This window comes from Rahnella perminowiae, from assembly GCF_019049755.1.
GTDB classification, from domain to species: Bacteria; Pseudomonadota; Gammaproteobacteria; order Enterobacterales; family Enterobacteriaceae; genus Rahnella; species Rahnella perminowiae.
Genome location: NZ_JAFMOS010000571.1, coordinates 1 through 21,085 on the forward strand (window position 1 = coordinate 1; position 21,085 = coordinate 21,085).

The 21,085-nt window shown below is 50.0% G+C and carries 8 protein-coding genes and 1 pseudogene; 4 read left to right on the forward strand and 5 right to left on the reverse strand.

Translation table 11 applies throughout. From position 1 onward, the window contains the following. Together J1785_RS15505 and J1785_RS15510 are read left to right on the forward strand one after the other, a co-directional pair. Positions 1 to 1,380, forward strand: a 1,380-nt coding sequence (locus tag J1785_RS15505; RefSeq protein WP_217219779.1) for a ShlB/FhaC/HecB family hemolysin secretion/activation protein, incomplete at its 5' end; no start/stop codon positions are given. Between the two features lie 85 nt (positions 1,381 to 1,465). Beyond that, positions 1,466 to 9,844, forward strand: coding sequence for a two-partner secretion domain-containing protein (locus J1785_RS15510; RefSeq protein ID WP_217219781.1), 8,379 nt, complete (start codon positions 1,466 to 1,468; stop codon positions 9,842 to 9,844). A gap of 186 nt (positions 9,845 to 10,030) precedes the next feature. On the opposite strand, the gene nrdG is transcribed toward J1785_RS15510, so the two are convergent. The 5 genes from nrdG to treR form a co-directional block, all read right to left on the reverse strand. Beyond that, positions 10,031 to 10,495 (reverse strand): anaerobic ribonucleoside-triphosphate reductase-activating protein, encoded by a 465-nt coding sequence (gene nrdG, locus J1785_RS15515; protein ID WP_217219783.1) that lies wholly within the window; start codon positions 10,493 to 10,495, stop codon positions 10,031 to 10,033. A 4-nt stretch (positions 10,496 to 10,499) separates the two neighbouring features. Continuing rightward, a complete protein-coding gene (nrdD, locus tag J1785_RS15520; RefSeq protein WP_217219786.1) occupies positions 10,500 to 12,638 on the reverse strand; it encodes an anaerobic ribonucleoside-triphosphate reductase in 2,139 nt (712 codons plus the stop codon). A 343-nt stretch (positions 12,639 to 12,981) separates the two neighbouring features. Further along, positions 12,982 to 14,625: an alpha,alpha-phosphotrehalase gene (gene treC / locus J1785_RS15525; protein ID WP_217138260.1), complete on the reverse strand. Its 1,644-nt coding sequence runs from the start codon at positions 14,623 to 14,625 to the stop codon at positions 12,982 to 12,984. A 22-nt stretch (positions 14,626 to 14,647) separates the two neighbouring features. Beyond that, positions 14,648 to 16,066, reverse strand: coding sequence for a PTS trehalose transporter subunit IIBC (gene treB / locus J1785_RS15530; protein ID WP_217219784.1), 1,419 nt, complete (start codon positions 16,064 to 16,066; stop codon positions 14,648 to 14,650). A 126-nt stretch (positions 16,067 to 16,192) separates the two neighbouring features. Next, on the reverse strand, positions 16,193 to 17,149 hold the full coding sequence (gene treR, locus J1785_RS15535) for a trehalose operon repressor TreR (RefSeq protein WP_014333742.1): 957 nt from the start codon (positions 17,147 to 17,149) through the stop codon (positions 16,193 to 16,195). Positions 17,150 to 17,493: 344 nt separating this feature from the next. Between treR and mgtA the strand changes: the two genes are divergently transcribed. Then, the gene (mgtA, locus tag J1785_RS15540; protein WP_217219785.1) at positions 17,494 to 20,196 is read left to right on the forward strand and encodes a magnesium-translocating P-type ATPase; all 2,703 of its coding nucleotides are present in this window, start codon (positions 17,494 to 17,496) and stop codon (positions 20,194 to 20,196) included. 242 nt (positions 20,197 to 20,438) lie between these two features. Continuing rightward, positions 20,439 to 21,085: pseudogene (locus J1785_RS15545) on the forward strand (hypothetical protein); the annotation flags it as partial.

Consider the following 21,085-nt stretch of genomic DNA (forward strand, 5'->3'; position numbering starts at 1 on the left):
GTTAAAGACCTGACTAATTTTTATGTGGGTAAAGGCTACACAACCACCACCGTGACTATTCAGGAAAGTAGCCTGAAAAGCGGCGTTCTGACACTTAAAGTGTTGTGGGGAAAAATTGATGGTTTTAGCGTTGAGGGGAAAAACCCAAATTTTCGCCAATCGACCCGTCTGTTCAGTGCAATCCCGTTTGCCAAAAATGACGTGCTGAATATGTCTGACGTAGACCAGGGGCTGGATAACCTCCTGCGCGTCTCCGGGGGCAGCAAACTCATTATTGTCCCGTCAGATAAAAATGGCTATTCCACCTTGGATTTACAGAACAGCGATGTTCAGATGTTTTCAGGTAGCCTGGGGACCAATAACTCAGGCACAGAAAGAGATGGCTGGAGTCAATATTTTGCCAGCCTCAGTGCGAATAATCTGGTCGGCTTTAATGATGTACTTAACTATTATACTTCATTCAATGATCTGAATAATAATAATGATAATCAGAAGTCCTGGTCTCTGAACTACAGCATCCCGTTGGGATATTGGGCATTTGATACACAGTATTATCATTCAAGTTATGACAAAACCATTGGGGGAGATTTCGGTGGTTACGGTTCCGACGGTTCATCCGATCGTTTGTCGCTGAAAGTCAGCCGGATGCTTTTCCGTAATGCACAGGGTAAAACCAGTGCTTATGCCAAAGTAGAAACTAATGACAGTAACAACCGCATCGAAGGCTCACAAATTGATGTGAGCAGTAAGCGTTTCTCGAATGTGACATTGGGGTTAACCCGGGTCGGCACGATGTTTGATGGATCACTTTACGCTGATTTGAGTACGACCTTTGGTGTGCCATGGTTTGGTGCTGCCTGGAAAAACGACCCTGATTTAACGGGGTTCGACATCGATGCCGTGAAATACAACGGTTTGCTCAGTTGGTCAAAGAATCTGTATCAGGCCGGGCGTGTTGGCGTTGAGTATGAACTGGGTTCTGGTTTCCAGTATACAGATGATATTTTGGTCAGCGACGAAAATATGAGCGTAGGCGATGAATATACCGTTCGTGGATATAAAGATAGCTATATGTCTGTAAACAGTGCTGCCTATATTTCCAATACTTTCAAATTCCCAATCAGTATCTTCAAATACGGCATCAATCAGATTTCACCCTTCATCGGTTATGATTTGGCTGCGGTAAAAGATAATTGCTCCCAAGATATCTCCTTGTGCCATGCAGAATACATGACCGGCGCGGCAATAGGTTTGAAATTTAATGCCACTCATTTCAATAGTGCATTAACGTACAGCCGCCCACTAACAGAACCAACCTCATTAAGACATACCGGAATGTCAGAAGAAGCAATTTATTATAATGCGTCAGTTTCGTTTTAATGAAAAACACCAATAATTACCTATGAAAACAGAGGATGTTATGAATAATCATAGTAAAAAAGGTCACTCAAAAAGAGTGATAAAATTGAAGCCACTATACCTGGCAATGGCTGGTATTTTTTCAAGCTTTGCCGATGCCGGGGCAATTATTCCTGATAGTCGTGACCATAGCGCGCCCACGATGAATCAAAGTGCTAATGGCACACCCGTTATTAACATTGTTGATCCCAATGCAAGCGGTATTTCTCATAATAAATTTACTGAATTTAACGTTAATCAGGAAGGTGTCATTTTTAACAATAGCACGACCGATGGTGCCAGTAAGATCGGCGGTTTTGTTATTAAGAATGATCAGTTGAATAATGAGGCAAATGCCATTATTTCTGAAGTGACCGGGACAAAGGGAACTCAGATCAATGGTGCGATGGAAGTTTTTGGTAAAAAAGCCGATGTCATTATTGCTAACCAAAATGGTATTTCCGTTAATGGTGTATCAACGGTTAATGCCAATAACCTGACCTTAACGACGGGTAAAATTAATCCGCAGGCTGATGGCCGCATCCAACTGAGCGTCGAGAAAGGGACGATCAATATTGAGGGGCAAGGGATTTCAACCGAAGGGTTGGGTTACTTTGATATCATCAGCCGTTCAGCCGTACTGGAAGGTGAAATTGCCGGCCAGGCTGATATTAAAATGGTAACAGGTCTGAATGACTATGACATTCAGACCCGTACGCATACTGTCCGTGATGCCAATGCCAGCGACCGTCCCGAAGTTTCCATTGACGGCAGTGCATTAGGCTCAATGTATGGTGGCCGTATCCAACTGATCAGTACCGAAAGTGGCGCAGGTGTACGTCACGAGGGCAGTATCATTGGCAATCAGAGCATCGAAATTTCGGCGAACGGTGATCTGCGGTTATCCGGGGTGAAAAGCGATCAGGGTAGCGTCGCGCTTGCCGGTAATAATGTCAGCATACAGAAAAACTCAGCGGGGCAAGGTGGCATCGACAGCCAATGGGATCTGATGATCAATGCGCTGGGCCATGTAGATATTGGTGCTGATGCTATCTCGCAGCAGGGCCGGATCATTATTGATGCCAGTTCAATGCTGCAAAATGCCGCCACATTAATGGCAAAAAATGGTCAGAATGCCTCTGTCAACGTGCCATCAATCCAGATCAACGTTGCGAATGAATACCAGATCGTCGGCTCGCTGTATGCGGTTGATCAGTCCGGCCAGACTATACCAGGGGCGGTGGTTTCTCTGGAAAATGGCGACTATGTGGTACGCCGAAATGGCCAGGTCATCGAGGCCAGCGTTGCCTCCAATGCCCAGGTTGTGAGTAATAGTGGTGATGTTGTCATCAATGCCAAATCTGCCAAAAATAATAACGGGGGCATCGTTGCTCAGAAAGGCGCATTGGTATTAAACATTGATGAGTTGGTCGAAAACAACGGTATGATCAACGCATCGGGTAAACTGACCATCAATACCCGCGCATTTAAAAATAAAGGGATTATCTTTACTGACAGTCAGTTGATTAATACCGGCTCATTAGAAAATACCGGTGGTTTGTATGCGCAGAATACCATTGATGCGACAACTGACTCATTCATCAACAGCGGTAAGATGAGTTCAACTGACGGCGATATTCAGCTTAATGTTAATGGTACGACAGCCAATAACAACGGCAGCATGGCTGCGAAAAATATCACCATCAATCAGAAAAATCAGGCTGATAAAAGTGCCATTTTTGTCAATGATGGCAGTATAGATACCAGTGGTTCCCTGCATATCAATTCTGATTCAATGCATAACAGCGGCCAAGTCACTGCAGGTACAGTGGCTGATCTTGCGTTAACGAAAGAATTGAAAAATAGTGGCGAAGCGGCAGAAATCATTGCCGAACAGGACCTGTTAATTCACAGTAACCTGACTGATCATGAACTTTCTGTATTCAATGAGGCGGGTTGGATACAGGGCGGTAATATTCGCTTAAGTGATATTGATACCATCAGTAACACGGCGAACGGGACGCTCATTGCCAATAATGCTATTGAGCTTACCAACATTAATAACATCTTTAATGATGATTCTCTGATTAAGGCTGACTCTGTATTATTAAGCCATGTTCAAAATATCGACAACACCCAAGACTCCGTTATTGAAGGTAGCAGTAACCTTCAGATCACTGATGTTAATACCCTGAATAACAATAAATCGTCTCTTCAGTCTGATGGCGATGTCACTATAAGCAACGTCTCTGATGTGAGTAACGTGAATGGTCTGATAAGTTCCGGTGGCATTCTGGACATCAACCATGTTGAAAATTTACTCAATACTGCGGTGTCAACCATTCAGGCCTCTGCGGCATTGTTGATCAATTCTGTCACTTCTTTGGAAAATACAGAGGGTTCTTCTCTCATTTCACAAGATGTGATGAATATTGATACTGTAAAAAATATTCATAATGATGCTTCGGGTCAGATAATCAGTGAAACTGCGCTGAATATCTCGAATGCAGAAAGTCTGGAGAATGCGGGGACTATCCAGTCCAATAGCAATCTGTCCATTGAGAATGTGCTCACGTTGCTGAACTCAGGTGAATCTTCCCTGATTGCTGCGCTTGATAATCTGACGATGGCGAATATCACCAGCTTATCCAATACCGAGAGCGCAACCCTGTCTGCGGGTCTGGAATTAGTGCTCAATTCCATTGGTACGCTGATCAATAACGCGGCGCTCATCCAGTCAGAAGATGCGTTGACTATCAATGCCGCTAATCTCACGAACCTGGCCGGTAATATTCAAAGTTATGGTGATATTGTTCTCAATATCACGAATATACTTGAAAACTTATCGTCCTCTGGCATTGATGAATACGATAACCCGACCGTATTTAATGCCAATCTGGTTTCTGACGGAAATATTGATATTCATGCAAATACTTTGGTGAATAACAGCGAAATTAATGCGACAAATGTTCTTGTAGACGTTAATGATCTGAATAATACCTCGGGTAACATTGAAGGCTTCAGCACCGCTGATCTTAGAATTAAAAATGATTTTGTGAATCAGGATGGTACTGTCCGAGGTAATGATAAATTATCTCTGGATATGCAGAAAGATTTTGTGTTCAATGAGGCGGCGGGGGATCTTCTGACCACGCAGGAATTATCTATTCATTCTGACGGGAATATTGAGGTTCGTGATTCCCTTGAAAGTATGGGTAATATTATTCTGGACGCCGGGAAAGATATTACTAACTATTTTGCGATTGTCAGTAACCAGGATATTACGCTGAAAGGTAAGAATATTACCAATGCTTATAATGCGCCAGGTACGGATAGTGAAGGCAACCCTGTTGCTGGCATGAGCAGCCTTATCTGGGCGTTCGGTGATGTTAATATTGATGCACGGGAAGGTACATTCCACAATCAAAAATACGGTAACGTCCTGAGCGTGGGCGATATGAGTATTATCGCCCACGATATCATCAATGATGCGGGTATTATTCGCTCAGAAGGTGATATGGCGCTGGATGCCCAAAGCCTGAGCAACCTCAGTGAATACAGCGGCGGTGGCTGGCAAACAGGTGCCCTTCAGGAGGGGGAAGGCTTTATTGAGGATTATGTAAAAGCTGCAACCTATGTTTCCTGGAGAGTAGAAACTTATCTGCCGGTATTATCCTCTGATCTTGCGGTAACAACCAAAGCGGAGATTTCATCGGGCGGTAAGATCGACATCAATCAGCGCGGTATTTTTGAAAATACGGCTGAGAATCCTTTAGAGGTACTCAACGAAGGCGGTATGATCCAGTCGGTCGGCGATATGACCATTACGGGTAATCTGACCAATAAACCTAAATATACAGAAGCATCACTGTATGAATATATCACTGAACCTTTAGCACAGCCGATAGAGATCGAATATTATTGGAAACTCGTTGCTGATGGTGAAGGTTATGCAACATTTGACTCAGTTTATATTTTCATGGATTGGATATTTGGCGACGGTAAACCAAGCTCAAAGGGTGGCGGTGAATCGCTGGATAAGGATGATTTCCTGAAGGCATTACGTAAGGCTGCGGGTGGCGGTAGCAAATCTACCGCATCTCCGCAGCTTAACACTGTGATGACCATGATGTTTGGTGAGAGCTGGATTACCAAAGATCTGAATACGTTAAGAGGGGACTGGGACAATATTACTCAGTCTGATGATGAAGCACTGAAGGAAAAAGGATTTTACTTCCTGCCTAATGATAAGGGCAGCATTGTCACGTTGGGGACTTTCACCCATAACGGTGGGGAACTGAATAACGGTATCGGTGATTTTACGATTGAAACGGGTACGTCGGATTCTGTGAATGTCGAAAAAGTTGGGGATCAGGAAATCACCCCGATTGGTGGCAGCACCGAGGTTCTGATTAACCTTAAAGATATTGAAGAATATCGCGCCGGTATTTCGCCAATGAGCACCATTGATGCGATGAGTAAAATGCCGGCGATGTTCCCTTATTCACCAGAATGGAACCAGCGTAATACCGGTGAACCTTCACTCAAGGATGGTCCATCAAATACTGTTACGCCTGTCTTCGAAACGCGTTTTGATATGATCGACCAGAGCCAATACTATGGTTCTGATTATTTCTTTGAACAGGTCGGTTATGTACCTGATGAGCCGGTATATGTTATTGGTGATAACTATTACATCTCGGAACTGATCCGTCGCCAGGTTAATGATTCTGTTGGCTCCTATTTCGCGGTGCGTGATGGTGTCGATGGCGTTGACATGGTTCAGATGTTAATGGATAACGCCAACTATGTGGTCAACAATGGTGTCCAGGTAGAAAATGAAACGTCTGATATTCTGTCAGGTCAAACGCTTAACCCGGAGGGGGGAGATACACCACAATCGACTACCCATACGGAAGATCTCGGTCTGGTCGTGGGTGAACCACTGACCGAAGAACAGCGCGGTAAGCTGGATAAAGATATCGTTTGGTTTGTAAACCAAACCATTGATGGTGAACAAGTATTAGTACCCTTTGTCTATCTGTCTAACGCTACCCTTGACGCAATGTCTACCGGTGCCAAAGAATCCTCCGGTTCTGCGGTTATTCATGCTGAAGGTGACGTCAATATTGATGCAACCCAGGTGAATAATAATAATGCCATCATTTCCGCAGGTAATGATGTCAACATTACTTCAGAAGGGGACATTAATAATACGAGTAACGGAGCCAGTGGCGGTATTTCTGCCGGTAATGATGTTGATCTGACCACAACTGACGGGTCTATTAACAACGATGGTGCTTATATTAAAGCGGGCGATGATATTAGTATGTCTGCTGAAAATGGCAGCATTGAAATTACCGCCAGCGTGGGTCGTGATGAAGAAGGTAAGCAGCAGGTTCATACTTATGATGACGCCATTTCTGCGGGCGGCGACATTAATATGAAAGCCAAAGATATCACGTCTAATGCGGCCACCATTGAAGCAGGCAATGATATTAATATGACGTCCACTGAAGGCGATATTACCTTCAATGAGATGCATGAAATATCGGCTGAATACACGAATGATTTGGATAAAAAGAACGCCTTTAACTTTACCCATACTGAAACTGAAACCACGACGGCAACCGCTATTGAAAGCAAAGTGACTGCCGGTGGTAAATTAAATATCGACTCTGCCGAAGATGTTGTGATGAAAGGCGGGGAATATTCCGGTACTTCAGGCAACATCACTGCGGCGGGCGAGGTTGATATACAAGCAACACAGGATTATGAACATACAGAATCTGTGGTTGAAGCTCGTGAGTTTACGCTCACCGGGAATGCTAATGCAGTGGGTTATTCCGCGTCAGGTGAATATAGCGCGCGTGATGGCGGCAGTGGCAGTACGTCACAGGGCGAGTATGAATTTGATTATGGTTCAGATAATGGTGGGGCGAAAAACCCAGGTAAATCTGCGGTCGCTCCGGCAACAGAAGTCTTCGTGGGCTTCCGTTCATCCACAGATGAGTCGACGTCTGATACCAAGACAAACCAGAATGCTTCTTTCAATTTCGGCGACGATCTGAATATTGAGGCGAAAACTGTTGATATTGGGGGGGGGGATTTTAAAGTCGCTGATGAGTTAAACATTACGGCGGATGAACTTAAGACCACCAAATATGTTGATACTCACGAGGAAACGTTCAGTCATGAAGCGCTTTCTGTGGGGGTAACATCAACGACGTCCAGTGTCTTCCTGGATGTCGCGGATAAAAATGCCAATATGATCGCCAATGCAATCAATGATCCGGACGTGGGTTTTGATGCCTTAACCACAAGTGCTCAGGTGGCGGGTGATGTAACCAACTTAATCTTCAATGATTATGCTTCACTCAATACCACATGGGGTGTTGATTATAGTAAATCGTCTGGTTCAGCAAGTTCGACCAGTGAAAATATTACGCATATTGATGCCGGTAAAGTCAATATCAAAACCAAAGGCGATACCACGCTCAATGGGGTTGATATGAAAGCCAAGGATGTGGCGATTGATGCGGGTGGCGATGTCAACATGCGCGCTGCTGAACAAACCACCTCTTATACCGAAGATGGCATGAACTTCAGCATTGGCATCACTGCCGGTGCAGCGGTTGACTATGATTCTGCAGGTGCCGGGGTTTCACTGGATGCCTCTGGCGGCAATAATCATACGAACAACAGTTCTAAGAGTTACACCAACACAACGATTGCGGCAGACAATATTTCCATTACCAGTGGCAAAGACGTTAATTTGATCGGTGCGGATGTCACGGCAAAAACTGCTGATGTGAAAGCCGCAGGGAATATGAACATTGTTTCCGTTCAGGATACTGTCGACAATGATTCTTCAAGCTGGCATGCAGGTGCTTCTATCGGGGCTGCGTTCACATCACAGACGGGAACCATCCCTATTCCTACTGCATCTGTGAATGCCGGCGGGGGGTCTGATTTCCTTGACAGCGCGACGACGAATAAACAGTCAGGTATCCATACTTCAGGTGAGCTGAAGGTGGAAACCGGTGGTGATATGAATATGACCGGCGGTCAGTTGATCTCTGATGACCATACCGGCACAGTCAATGTTGCAGGTAATATTAATGCGCAGGATCTTGTTGATACTACTGAACAAGATGGTGCGTATGGCGGCGGCGGCGGCGGTATGACGAAGACGGGGCCGAGCGTTAATATATACGCGCAAACCACGGATGAGATCCACTATCAGGAAAATCAGCATTCAACGATCGATGTGGGTGATACGAAGGCTGCCCAGATTAATGGCAACCTCAACACTGACGGTACGAAAATCTCTGACGTCGTCAAAGACGAGAAAGAATGGGGCAGTGATATTGCTGCCACCGTTAGCTGGAGTCCGAGTAAGACGGGTAGCTATGATGTGGATACGCCGAATACGGTGAAACCGAAGCCAGCTGATACCACTGATGGCGTTACTCCGCGTCCGACACCGAAACCGGAGCCGACGCCACAGCCGAAACCGGAACCAACACCGGAGCCGACGCCACAGCCGAAACCGGAACCAACGCCGGAGCCGACACCGGAACCGACGCCACAGCCGAAACCGGAACCAACACCGGAACCAACACCGGAACCAACGCCGGAACCAACGCCGGAACCAACGCCGACTCCGAAACCGGATGAAAGTGAGACGCAGAAAACGGGTGATGACACTACGCCAGTGAAACCGGATGCTGACGATATTACGCCACAGCCGAAACCGGATGCTGACGATAATACGCCACAGCCGAAACCGGATGCTGACGATAATACGCCACAGCCGAAACCGGATGCTGACGATATTACGCCACAGCCGAAACCGGATGCTGACGACAAAACGCCACAGCCGAAACCTGCGGATGACACTGATACGCCAAAACCACGTCCAAGCGAATACAATGGCAAGAAGTGGGAAGTTAAAACGCCTGATCGTGTTGTCTTAACGCCAGGGTCTGCAACCGGCAACACGACCTGGATTGAACCACCGAAATCGGGTCCGGGTAAAAACGGATCGCAGTTCGAGGGTCTGCCAAAAAGCGGCTCCACTAAAGCACGTGATACATCGACCAAAACGCCGGCAACTGAAAGTACGCCAGACGTTAAAAAGGCCGATCCAAGCGAGTATAATGGTAAGAAATGGACTGTCACCACGCCAGATCCTGTTGTACTGAGCCCGGGGTCTAACAGTAATAACATCACGCCAAATGATCCACCGCGTGACGGCAATAAAAATAACGGGACGGATTATGAAGGCCAGCCAGTCCGTAAGGATGTACAACTGCCAGACGGTGCTGCTAACTGGCAATCACTGATGCCTGAACATGTTATGGCTTCTGAGCATACTTATCAGGAAACTGAATGGTCTGAGAGTAATACCCCAATCAACCAGCGGGGTACGAAGAACGCGTAAGTAATAAAACAGTAATCTCCATTAGCCCTGAAGTGCGTCTCCTATGAGGCGCACTTTTTTTCATCTGTCGTCTGGCAAATACTTCGATCGGGAGATGACAAAAGGAGAGGGGAGGGCGATGAAGCTTAAGGAATAAAATGATGCGACAAAAAGAGAAGGCACCGCCGAAAAGCAGTGCCTTAATAATCACCTCAGATAATGAATCACCTGATTGCTGCTGCCGCGCCAGATAAATGACGGGTCTTTGAGTTCCTGCACAAATTTCCCGTCGACCAGTACATTAATCAGCGCCACAACGTCCTGTTGTTCAGCGGTCAGTTCACACCGCGTATAGCCCGTCCACATCCACACATCTTTGTCCGGACACTCCGCCTGTACGCGCAACAACAACTGGCGCACTGCAGAGAGATTTTGCGGATGCAGCGGGTCACCGCCGGAAAGGGTGAGACCCTGACGCGGGATCACCGTATTTTGCAGATCGGTAATGATGCGGTCTTCGTCTGCCTGCGTAAACGGCTTGCCGGAATCCAGCCGCCAGGTACTTTTGTTATAGCACCCGCGGCATTCATGGACACAGCCGGACACGAACAGCACGCAGCGCGTTCCCGGACCGTTCACGACATCTATCGGATAGTACTGATGAAAATTCAACGTGTTAACCCAACTGACCGTTACCCAGATGTTTAATCCGGCGCTTCACTTCTTCCTGCTTACCGGCGTTAAACGGACGGGCGTCGGGGCTGCCGAGATAACCGCACACGCGGCGGGTGACTGACACGCGGGAAGGTTCGTGATTGCCGCATTTCGGGCAGGTGAAACCTTTGCTGGTGCATTCGAATTCGCCGGTATAGCCGCAGTCGTAGCACTCATCGATCGGCGTGTTGGTGCCGTAATACGGCACGCGGGTATAGCTGTAATCCCACACGTCTTCCAGCGCTTTCAGGTTGTGCTGCAGGTTCGGGTATTCGCCATAGCAGATGAAACCGCCGTTGCTCAGTGGCGGATACGGTGCTTCGAAATCGAGTTTTTCATACGGATTCACTTTCTTCTCGACGTCAAGATGGAAGCTGTTGGTGTAATACCCTTTATCGGTGACACCGGCCACCAGGCCGAATTCAGCTTTGTCCAGACGGCAGAAACGATCGCACAGGTTTTCGCTCGGTGTGCTGTAGAGACTGAAGCCGTAGCCTGTTTCGTCTTTCCAGCTTTCCGTTGCCGCTTTCAGACGGGCAACAATCGCCACGGCTTTTTCGCGCAACTGGCTGGCGTCGAACACATGGGTCTGGTCACCGAACAGGGCATTGATGGTTTCATGCACCCCGATATAGCCCAGTGAAATTGACGCACGGCCATTTTTGAAGATGCCGGAAATGTCGTCGTCGGCTTTCAGGCGCACGCCGCACGCCCCTTCCATATACAGGATGGGTGCCACGCGGGCCTTGATGCCTTCCAGACGCGCAATGCGGGTCATCAGCGCTTTTTTCGCCAGCAACAAACGCTCGTCGAGCAGTTTCCAGAACGCGGCTTCATCGCGTTTGGCTTCCAGCGCAATGCGCGGCAGGTTCAGGCTGATCACGCCGATATTGTTGCGGCCTTCGTGGATCATCTCGCCGTTTTCTTCGTAAATGCCCAGGAAACTGCGGCAGCCCATCGGCGTTTTGAAGGAACCGGTGACTTTTACCACCTGATCGTAATTGAGAATGTCCGGGTACATGCGTTTGCTGGCGCATTCCAGTGCCAGTTGCTTGATGTCGTAACTGGCGTCACCAGCTTTATGATTAAGGCCGTCACGGATGGCGAACACCAGTTTCGGGAACACGGCGGTTTTGCGGTTTTTGCCCAGTCCGGCAATGCGGTTACGCAAAATAGACTGCTGGATCAGACGGGATTCCCAGGAGGTACCCAGTCCGAAACCGAAGGTGACAAACGGCGTCTGGCCGTTGGCGGTATGCAGCGTATTAACTTCATATTCCAGCGACTGAAAGGCGTCATAGCACTCTTTCTCCGTGCGGTTATGAGCGAACGCTTCAACATCGGCAATCTGCCACTCTTCGGCGGTCTGACGATGTTTGTTGAAGCTGGCGGTGACGAACGGTGCCAGCACTTCGTCGATGCGGTTAATGGTGGTGCCGCCGTAAATGTGGCTGGCGACCTGTGCAATAATCTGCGCGGTGACGGCGGTTGCCGTTGAAATTGACTTTGGCGTGTCAATTTCTGCATTGCCCATTTTGAAACCATGATTCAGCATGCCTTTCAGGTCGATGAGCATGCAGTTAAACATCGGGAAGAACGGCGAATAATCGAGATCGTGATAATGAATTTCGCCGCGCTCATGCGCCAGTACCACGTCACGCGGTAAAATATGTTGTTTGGCGTAATGCTTTGCCACGATCCCGGCGAGTAAATCGCGCTGCGTCGGGATGACTTTGCTGTCTTTGTTGGCGTTTTCGTTGAGCAGCGCCATATTGCTTTGCTCAACCAGACCACGGATTTCCTGATTCAGACGTCCGCGCATTTCGCGTTTCACGTCGCGGTCATGGCGGTATTCAATATAGGCACGTGCCAGTTTTTTGTATGGCCCCGCCATCAGCTGGTTTTCTACCGCATCCTGAATTTCATGGATATCTACACGAGCCTGATCTTGCAGACTTTCCGCCACCACGCGGGCAACCTGCGCGCAATAATCCACGCTGTCGATACCGGCAGCAGCAGCAGCGCGTTGCACTGCTTGTTTGATCAGAACTTCATCGAAAGGGACCTGACAACCATCCCGCTTAATCACGATGGGCTGCATTGTAGTCGGTTTTGCGGGTAGGGTTTCCAGTCTGTCTGCCTTCACAATGACACTCCTATTGGGCGGAACCCGCGCCCCACAAGGCTTACAGGCCGGTTGTGGGGTATTTGCGGAAAACCGCTATATATTGGGTTGGGTGTGTACTATACACACTATATGTAGCATTCATGCGAGTGATAATTCTCGTTTTATTGACCTGAAACAAAGAATTTTTTTGGCGGAGGAATTGATGACCAACTGTCAGTTCTGGCCTGAATTTTGCGGATTGTTTTATAAGGAGATGCATTAAAAATAAACGGGCCAGACACGAATGTGACTGACCCGGCAGAACAGAAATTTCAGATTATCCGGCGAGTTGCCAGCGACATTCGTAGGGACGAAGTACGCCGCAAACCGCCGGTGTGGCGTAATTACTTAACACCTGTTCGCCGCAAAATACCGGTAACGCAAGCGTCTGCTCCTGTGCGCTCAGGTTCGCCATCACACTCAGGGTTTTTCCGTTCGCCGTGCGGGTATAACACCAGAGTTGCGGATGTTCAGGCAGTAAATCCTCATAATCGCCGTCCGTCAGCACCGGCAGTGATTTACGCAATCGGATCAGTTGCTGATACAGATAAAACACGGAATCGTTATCCGCCAGTGCCTGCTCAGCATTAATACTCTGCGCGTTATGGCTGACGGAAATCCACGGTGTGCCGGTGGTAAATCCCGCCTGTTCGCCGGCAGTCCACTGCATCGGTGTACGTGAGTTATCCCGCGATTTCCGTGCCAGGATGCGCAGCAATTCTTCAGTATTGCGTCCGTCCGTTTTCAGCTCAGCAAACATATTCAGGCTTTCCACATCGCGATATTGCTCAAGATGTTTAAAGCCGGGATTGGTCATGCCGATTTCCTCCCCCTGATAGATGTACGGCGTGCCTTGTAAGCCGTGCAATACCATCGCCAGCATTTTTGCCGAGGTGTTGCGCAGCGCGCCTTCATCACCAAAACGCGACACAATGCGCGGCTGATCGTGATTACACCAGAACAACGCATTCCATGCGTGCCCGTGCATTCCTTGCTGCCACTCGCGAAAAATCTGCTTGAGGTGTACGAAATCAGGCGGCGCATCAGTCCATTTTTCGCCGTTCGGGTAATCTACTTTCAGATGATGGAAGTTAAAGGTCATCGACAGTTCACTGCCGTCATTGGCAGCGTAGCGGCGGCAATGTTCCAGCTTCGTTGAAGACATTTCGCCGACCGTCATCAGCCCGAGTGGCTGAAATACGTCACGGCTGAACTCCTGTAAGAATGCATGAATACGTGGTCCGTCGGTGTAAAAACGCCGCCCATCGCCTGCGTCATCGGACGGGAAATCCTGCTGTTTCGACACCAGATTGATAACATCCAGCCGCAGCCCGTCGACGCCCTTATCTGCCCAGAACTGGCAGACTTTTTTGAGCGCCTCGCGAACAGGCGGATACTCCCAGTTGAGATCCGCCTGCTCGGCCGCGAACAGATGCAGATAATACTGACCGCTGGTTTCATGCCACTGCCAGGCACCGCCACCGAATTTGGAGCGCCAGTTATTCGGCGGCCCGCCTTCGGCTGCACCGTCACGCCAGATATAAAAAGGCCGGAACGGGCTGCCCGGATCCTGCGACTGCCGGAACCATTCGTGATGCGTCGAGGTGTGATTAAACACCATATCCATCACGATGCGGATCCCGCGCTGATGCGCCTGTGCAGTCAGCCGCTCGAAATCCTCCAGCGTGCCGTAAGCCGGGTCAATCTCACAATAGTCGGCGACGTCGTAACCATTATCAATCTGGGGTGACAGATACATCGGTGTCAGCCACAGGGCATCAACGCCCAGCGTTTTCAGATAATCCAGACGCTGTGTAATGCCGTTGATATCACCGGTGCCGCTGCCCGTGGTGTCCTGGAAACTCTTTGGGTAAATCTGGTAAATCACGCCGTTTTTCCACCACGGCAATTCGCTGTTCATTCCATTTTCCTTCTTGAATGACTTACACCACTGCCAGCTCACCCCGACGGGCTTTTCGCTGATAAACCAGCACGGTCAGAATAACCGGCACCACAATCGCCACCAGCATGGCCAGCGCGTAAATACTCCAGAACTGCGGTTTGATGGACAAAATGCCCGGCAAACCGCCGACGCCGATGCCGTTGGCCGTGACGTGGAACAGGCCGCAAATCAGACCGGCACAGGCGGAGCCAATCATCGCGCACAGCATCGGGAAGCGGTATTTCAGGTTAATCCCGTACATGGCCGGTTCGGTTACGCCGAGGAAGGCGGAGATGGCGGCAGGGACGGAAATCTCACGTTCGTTGTGTTTACGACTGACGATAATCACCCCGACCACGGCGGAGGCCTGCGCAATGTTGGAGAGCGCGATCAGCGGCCACACCGGTGTTCCGCCGGTGCTTTGCACCATCTGCATGTCAATGGCGAGGGTGGTCTGATGCACACCGGTAATGACCAGCGGCGCGTAAAGGAAACCAAACAATGCGGCACCGATTGGCGCGAGGCTGCCGGTCATGATGAATTTCACCGCGAAGGCCACGCCGTCGCCCACCATGCGACCAAACGGCCCGATCAGCGTGTGCGCCAGAAAGACCGCAATCAGCAGCGAACTGACCGGCACAATCACCAGATACAGATAATTAGGCACGATGCGTTTCAGGCCATTTTCGATCATCGCCAGCGCCATACCGGCGAGCACGGAAGGAATAACCTGCGCCTGATAACCGACCTTTTCGATGGTGAACCAGCCGAAATTCCACACCTCGGGAATTTGCTGACCGAGGTTGTAAGAATTCATCAGTTGCGGCGACACCAGCGTGATACCCAGCACAATGCCGAGGATTTCGGTGCCGCCCATTTTTCTGACCGTTGACCAGCAAACCGCCACCGGCAGGAACATAAACACCGCTTCGCCAAGCAGCCACAGGAAATCGTAAATCGACTGCCACAGCGGGTGCATCTGCGCCAGCGTCTGGCCGCCGCTCATCGGGATTTCACCGATAACGTTGCGGAAACCGAGAATTAAACCGCCGCTGATCAGCGCCGGGAGCAGCGGGAAGAAGATTTCCGCAAAGTGCGAAATGCTGCGTTCAAACCAGCTCATATTCTGGCGGGCGGCGATTTTTGCCTGCTCTTTGCCCGCCTGACTTTTACCGGTGCTGGCGAGCAGCACTTTGTAGTAATCGTCCACTTCCGGCCCGATCACCACCTGGAACTGTCCGGCATTGGTAAAGCAGCCTTTGACCATTGGCAGGGCTTCGAGGCCTTTCGGGTCGGCTTTAGACGGGTCATTGAGGACAAAACGAAGACGCGTAATACAGTGAGTCACCATCGCGATATTGTCGCTGCCGCCGACAAGGGCGATCAACTGATCAACATCCTGTTGCTTAACTTTGCTCATGGGAAGTGGCCTGTGATGTAGCGTGAGTGTAGGGTACGGTTCAAGCATAGCGAAGGCGGCGGGAACTTGTCCGGGAACGTTCCCGGTTTTGCCGGGACGATCACAAAGTTTCTGTACAGCGGCAGATCAGAAAGCGAGTTTTCCGGGAATAATCAGTTGCCTCACGCTTGCGGAACCGCTGAGCTGCGCCAGTAATTGTTTTGCCGCCGCTTCGCCGCCCGCCCCATAGCCGAGTTCCACCGAATACGATTCAGGAAACAGGAAATGCAGCAGCGGGTTGTTGCCAATACCGCACACCTGCACGCCACGTATTTGCTGTTGTTGCAGGTATTTTTGGGCGCCGATAGCGATAGTGTCGGACGCACACACCACCGCCTGAATGTCATTTTTCAGCAACTGCGGGATCAGGTCGAAGCCGCTCTGATAGGTCAGTTCACCCAGCGCAATGTGTGGTGTCAGGCCGTGCTCTTTACAGAAAGCCCGAAAGGCCGCACTGCGGCGCTGGCCGGTAGTGGTGTCTTGCGGCGAAACACCGATAAAGCCAATCTCGCGGATATTCTGTGCCAGCAGTTTTTGCATCAGCAACTGTACCGCGCCCGCATCGTCATAACACACCGAAGACAACCCCGGCATATCGCGCGCCAGCACCACCATTTTGTCCTGCCACGGCGTCAGCATTTGGGCTGAAAGTCCGGTGAAACCAAACAGCACAATGCCGTCGATATTGCGCTGTTTCAGCACCTGCAAATGCTCTTTAACGCGCTCTGCACTGAACTGGCTTTCCAGCACAATCGGGTCATACCCTTGCTGATAAAACAGCGGCAACATGGCGCGTACTGCCAGATTTTCCGAAGGGGAATCAAGACGCGACACGATGATCGCCACAATTTTATCGCTGAACCCGCGCATCGCCCGCGCCGATTTCGACGGGCTGAAATGCTGTTGTTCGATCACCTGCAACACCCGTTCCCGGGTTTGCGGGCTGACGTTGCCTTCGTTATTTAAAACGCGGGAAACCGTGGATTTTCCGACACCGCTCAGGCGGGCAATATCATTAATGGTCAGGCGATTTTGCTGGGTCATGTTTTAAGGTGAATGAGGGTCAGGTTTAAATTTGGTTGTAGTTAACCGGCGTATACTGCGCTCGCCGGAGATGAAGTGCGCGTCATCCCGTGTCGTTACCCTAACGGATTTTTATACCCGTTGCGTATGAATTTCCAAACCGTTCCTTACCGGAGGTGAAAACCCATGGAACCCGACCCCAATTCAGTAGGTCCGTTGTGATCCGGTAAGCACCCGCATTTTTGCTGCTGCTTGCCGTGACTTTACCTGGCAGGCAGTGGCGCACGTCTTTTCGTTCGCCCTGTTTTTAATAACCCTTTTGCCATGCTCATGGCGGCTTCGCCGTGGGCGCAACAAAGGTGCGAATGATGTTCAAAAATTTCACTTCCCGGCTGCTCAGTGCGCTCAGCCGTAATTTACCGCGCCGCTTAGTCCGCCGCGATCCGATGCTGGAAAACGTATCTGCCCGGGCAGCGCAGGCGATCCCTGCTGCGATGTCGGCGCATTGTCAGGCCTGTGCCCGTGCCACTGAAGATCAGTTGTATCTGCAATTTGCCAGTCATCCGGAAGGGCTGACGGCGCACGAAGCCGACGCGATCCGAGAAGTTTCCGGTCTGAATCAGACCGGCGATCAGCAACCGGCGCCGTGGTGGCGGCATTTGTGGCACTGCTACCGCAATCCGTTCAACCTGCTGCTGACCGTGCTCGGCCTGGTATCTTACGCCACCGACGATTTAACGGCAGCGCTGGTGATTGGCGCGATGGTGTTTATTTCCACTTTCATGCATTTCATTCAGGAAGCGCGTTCCAATAAAGCCGCTGATGCACTGAAAGCGATGGTCAGCAATACCGCGACCGTGCTGCGCAGTGACGCGCAAACCGGACGCAGCGAAACGGTGGAAATCCCGATCAGCCAGCTGGTACCGGGGGATCTGATCAAGCTTTCTGCGGGGGATATGATCCCGGCTGACCTGCGCATTCTGTCTGCCAAAGATTTGTTTATCAGCCAGGCGGCACTGACCGGTGAATCCCTGCCGGTGGAAAAACACGCCTGCGAGAAAAAACCGATTGCGGCTGATCCGCTTGAACTTAACACCCTGTGTTTTATGGGCACCAACGTGGTGAGTGGCACGGCGATTGCGATGGTGATTGCCACCGGCAGCAAAACCTGGTTCGGGCAGCTTGCCGAACGTGTGGTGCAGGAAGACACGCAGCCAAACGCGTTCCAGGCCGGGATCAGCAAAGTCAGCTGGCTGCTGATCCGCTTTATGATGGTAATGACGCCGGTGGTGCTGGTGATCAACGGCTACACCAAAGGCGACTGGTGGGAAGCGGCGCTGTTTGCGCTCTCGGTGGCGGTCGGGCTGACGCCGGAAATGCTGCCGATGATTGTCACGTCAACGCTGGCGAAAGGCGCGGTAAAACTGTCACGCCAGAAAGTGATCGTCAAACGTCTGGACGCCATCCAGAACTTCGGCGCAATGGACATCCTCTGCACCGATAAAACCGGCACGCTGACGCAGGATAAAATCGTGCTTGAGCGCCACACCGACGTGCTCGGTGAAACCAGCGACGACGTGCTGCATCTGGCATGGCTGAACAGCCATTACCAGACCGGCCTGAAAAATCTGCTGGATGTCGCCGTGCTGGAGGCGGGCGATGCAGGTACGGGGCATAACTCCCTGAAAATTGATGAAATTCCGTTTGATTTCGACCGCCGTCGCATGTCTGTGGTGGTCGCCGAAAACGACCAGAATCACCGCCTGATCTGCAAAGGCGCGCTGGAAGAAATGCTGTCGATTTGTACGCTGGTGCAGCTCAACGGTGAGATTGTGCCGCTGACCGATGTGTTGCTGGCGCGTATCCGCCGCATTACCGACGATCTCAATCAGCAGGGCCTGCGCGTGGTGGCGGTGGCGCATAAAGTGATGCCATCGCGCACGCAGGGTTATGGCGTGACCGATGAATCCAGCCTGATCCTTGCCGGTTACATCGCGTTTCTCGACCCGCCAAAAGAAAGCACCGCACCGGCGCTGGACGCACTGCAACGCAAAGGCGTGACGGTGAAAATCCTCACCGGTGACAATCCGCTGGTCGCACGTAAAGTCTGCAAAGATGTGGGATTACAGGCCGATAACGTGCTGATCGGCAGCGATATTGATGCCATGGATGACAATCAGTTGCTGCGGGTTTCCCGTGATACCACGGTGTTCGCCAAACTCACGCCGATGCACAAAGAACGCATTGTGCGCGTATTGCGTGGCGAAGGGCATGTGGTCGGGTTTATGGGCGACGGCATCAACGATGCACCTGCGTTACGTGCGGCAGACATCGGGATTTCGGTGGATTCTGCGGTGGATATCGCCAAAGAAGCGGCGGATATCATTCTGCTGGAAAAAAGCCTGATGGTGCTGGAGCAGGGCGTGACAGAAGGGCGCAGAACCTTCGCTAACATGCTGAAATACATCAAAATGACCGCCAGTTCCAACTTCGGTAACGTGTTCAGCGTGCTGGTCGCCAGCGCCTTCCTGCCGTTTCTGCCAATGTTGCCGCTGCATCTGCTGATTCAGAACCTGATTTACGATGTGTCTCAGGTGGCGATCCCGTTTGATAACGTCGATGAGGAGCAACTGGCGAAACCGCAGCGCTGGAACGCCGGAGATATCGGTCGCTTTATGGTGTTCTTCGGGCCGATCAGTTCCGTGTTCGATATCCTGACGTTTAGTCTGATGTGGTGGGTGTTTAAAGCCAATACCGTTGAAGCGCAAACCCTGTTCCAGTCCGGCTGGTTCATTGAAGGGCTGCTGTCGCAGACGCTGATCGTGCACATGATCCGCACCCGCAAAGTGCCGTTTATTCAGAGCCGCGCCTCCTGGCCGCTGTGCATCATGACGCTGATGGTGGTGATCACCGGTATCGCGCTGATCTACTCGCCGGTGGCCGGATTCCTGCAACTGCAGGCGCTGCCGCTGAGCTACTTCCCGTGGCTGATCGCGATTTTGGCAGGCTACATGGTGCTGACCCAGTGCGTGAAAGGCTGGTTCGTGCGCCGCTACGGCTGGCAATAAGGGTTTCGCGTTAATCATAAAGGCGGTGATGGTTAACGCAGTCACCGCCTTTATTTTATATGTTTCGTTTAAAGAAATTCTAATAAGTGTGTATTTTACACAATAAGTAAACTTTCAAATAACAAAAATCAAGAACAAGTAATGTCAGTTTGCCTGATCTCCATTGTAAGTAAAAAATCTAGTGCGTACGTGTATAATGCAATACCATTAAAATGGGAATGAATCACAACTAAGGGACTAATATGGCTGACATTGATGATATAGCCACGCGTATTGCTGGGATTATTCTATCCCCCGAGTCAGTAAATGGCCTCATAAACGGTGCGTTCACCGTGCCGCTTGATATGGGCTATATGGTATATGGTATATGGTGTATTTGATACAGGCTCACGGTTCCGGCGTGAAACAGCTAGAATTAGAATGGCTGGCGCTATAAGAAACGATATCTTGAATTATGACCCTATCATAGATGTGATTAAGATAATTTTTACTAAGTTTAACCTCTACGTTACCGAGACAGAGCAGGACAATATATATAGAGGCGTAATTACATCATTTGTGGGAAGGATGGGGACTAATACAATCATGGCTATGATAACGGCTGCAGTATTAGAAAGAGTTTCTTTTATCTCAGCTATATTTAAATCGAAACCCATAGCTGTATTAACTGGAGTGTTGTTAATTGGTGGTATGACTGAGCGCTCAATACGAACCTCTGAACGGTTGGAGGCTGAGAACCCAGAAATATATAATTTATTGAGTGCGAAAGACTATGATCTCCTTTACTTCTTATTTGAGCCATCCGTTCAACCTTTTGTAGATGCGATGCATATCAGAATGACGCAAGGCGAACCTGCATTCAGAAAAATATTTGAGTTGGGGAGGAGGA

Coding starts and splice junctions, on each gene's coding strand:
- treB (WP_217219784.1), bottom strand. CDS start 16,066: ATGAGCAAAGTTAAGCAACAGGATGTTGATCAGTTGATCGCCCTTGTC.
- nrdD (WP_217219786.1), bottom strand. CDS start 12,638: ATGCAGCCCATCGTGATTAAGCGGGATGGTTGTCAGGTCCCTTTCGAT.
- treR (WP_014333742.1), bottom strand. CDS start 17,149: ATGACCCAGCAAAATCGCCTGACCATTAATGATATTGCCCGCCTGAGC.
- treC (WP_217138260.1), bottom strand. CDS start 14,625: ATGAACAGCGAATTGCCGTGGTGGAAAAACGGCGTGATTTACCAGATT.
- mgtA (WP_217219785.1), top strand. CDS start 17,494: ATGATGTTCAAAAATTTCACTTCCCGGCTGCTCAGTGCGCTCAGCCGT.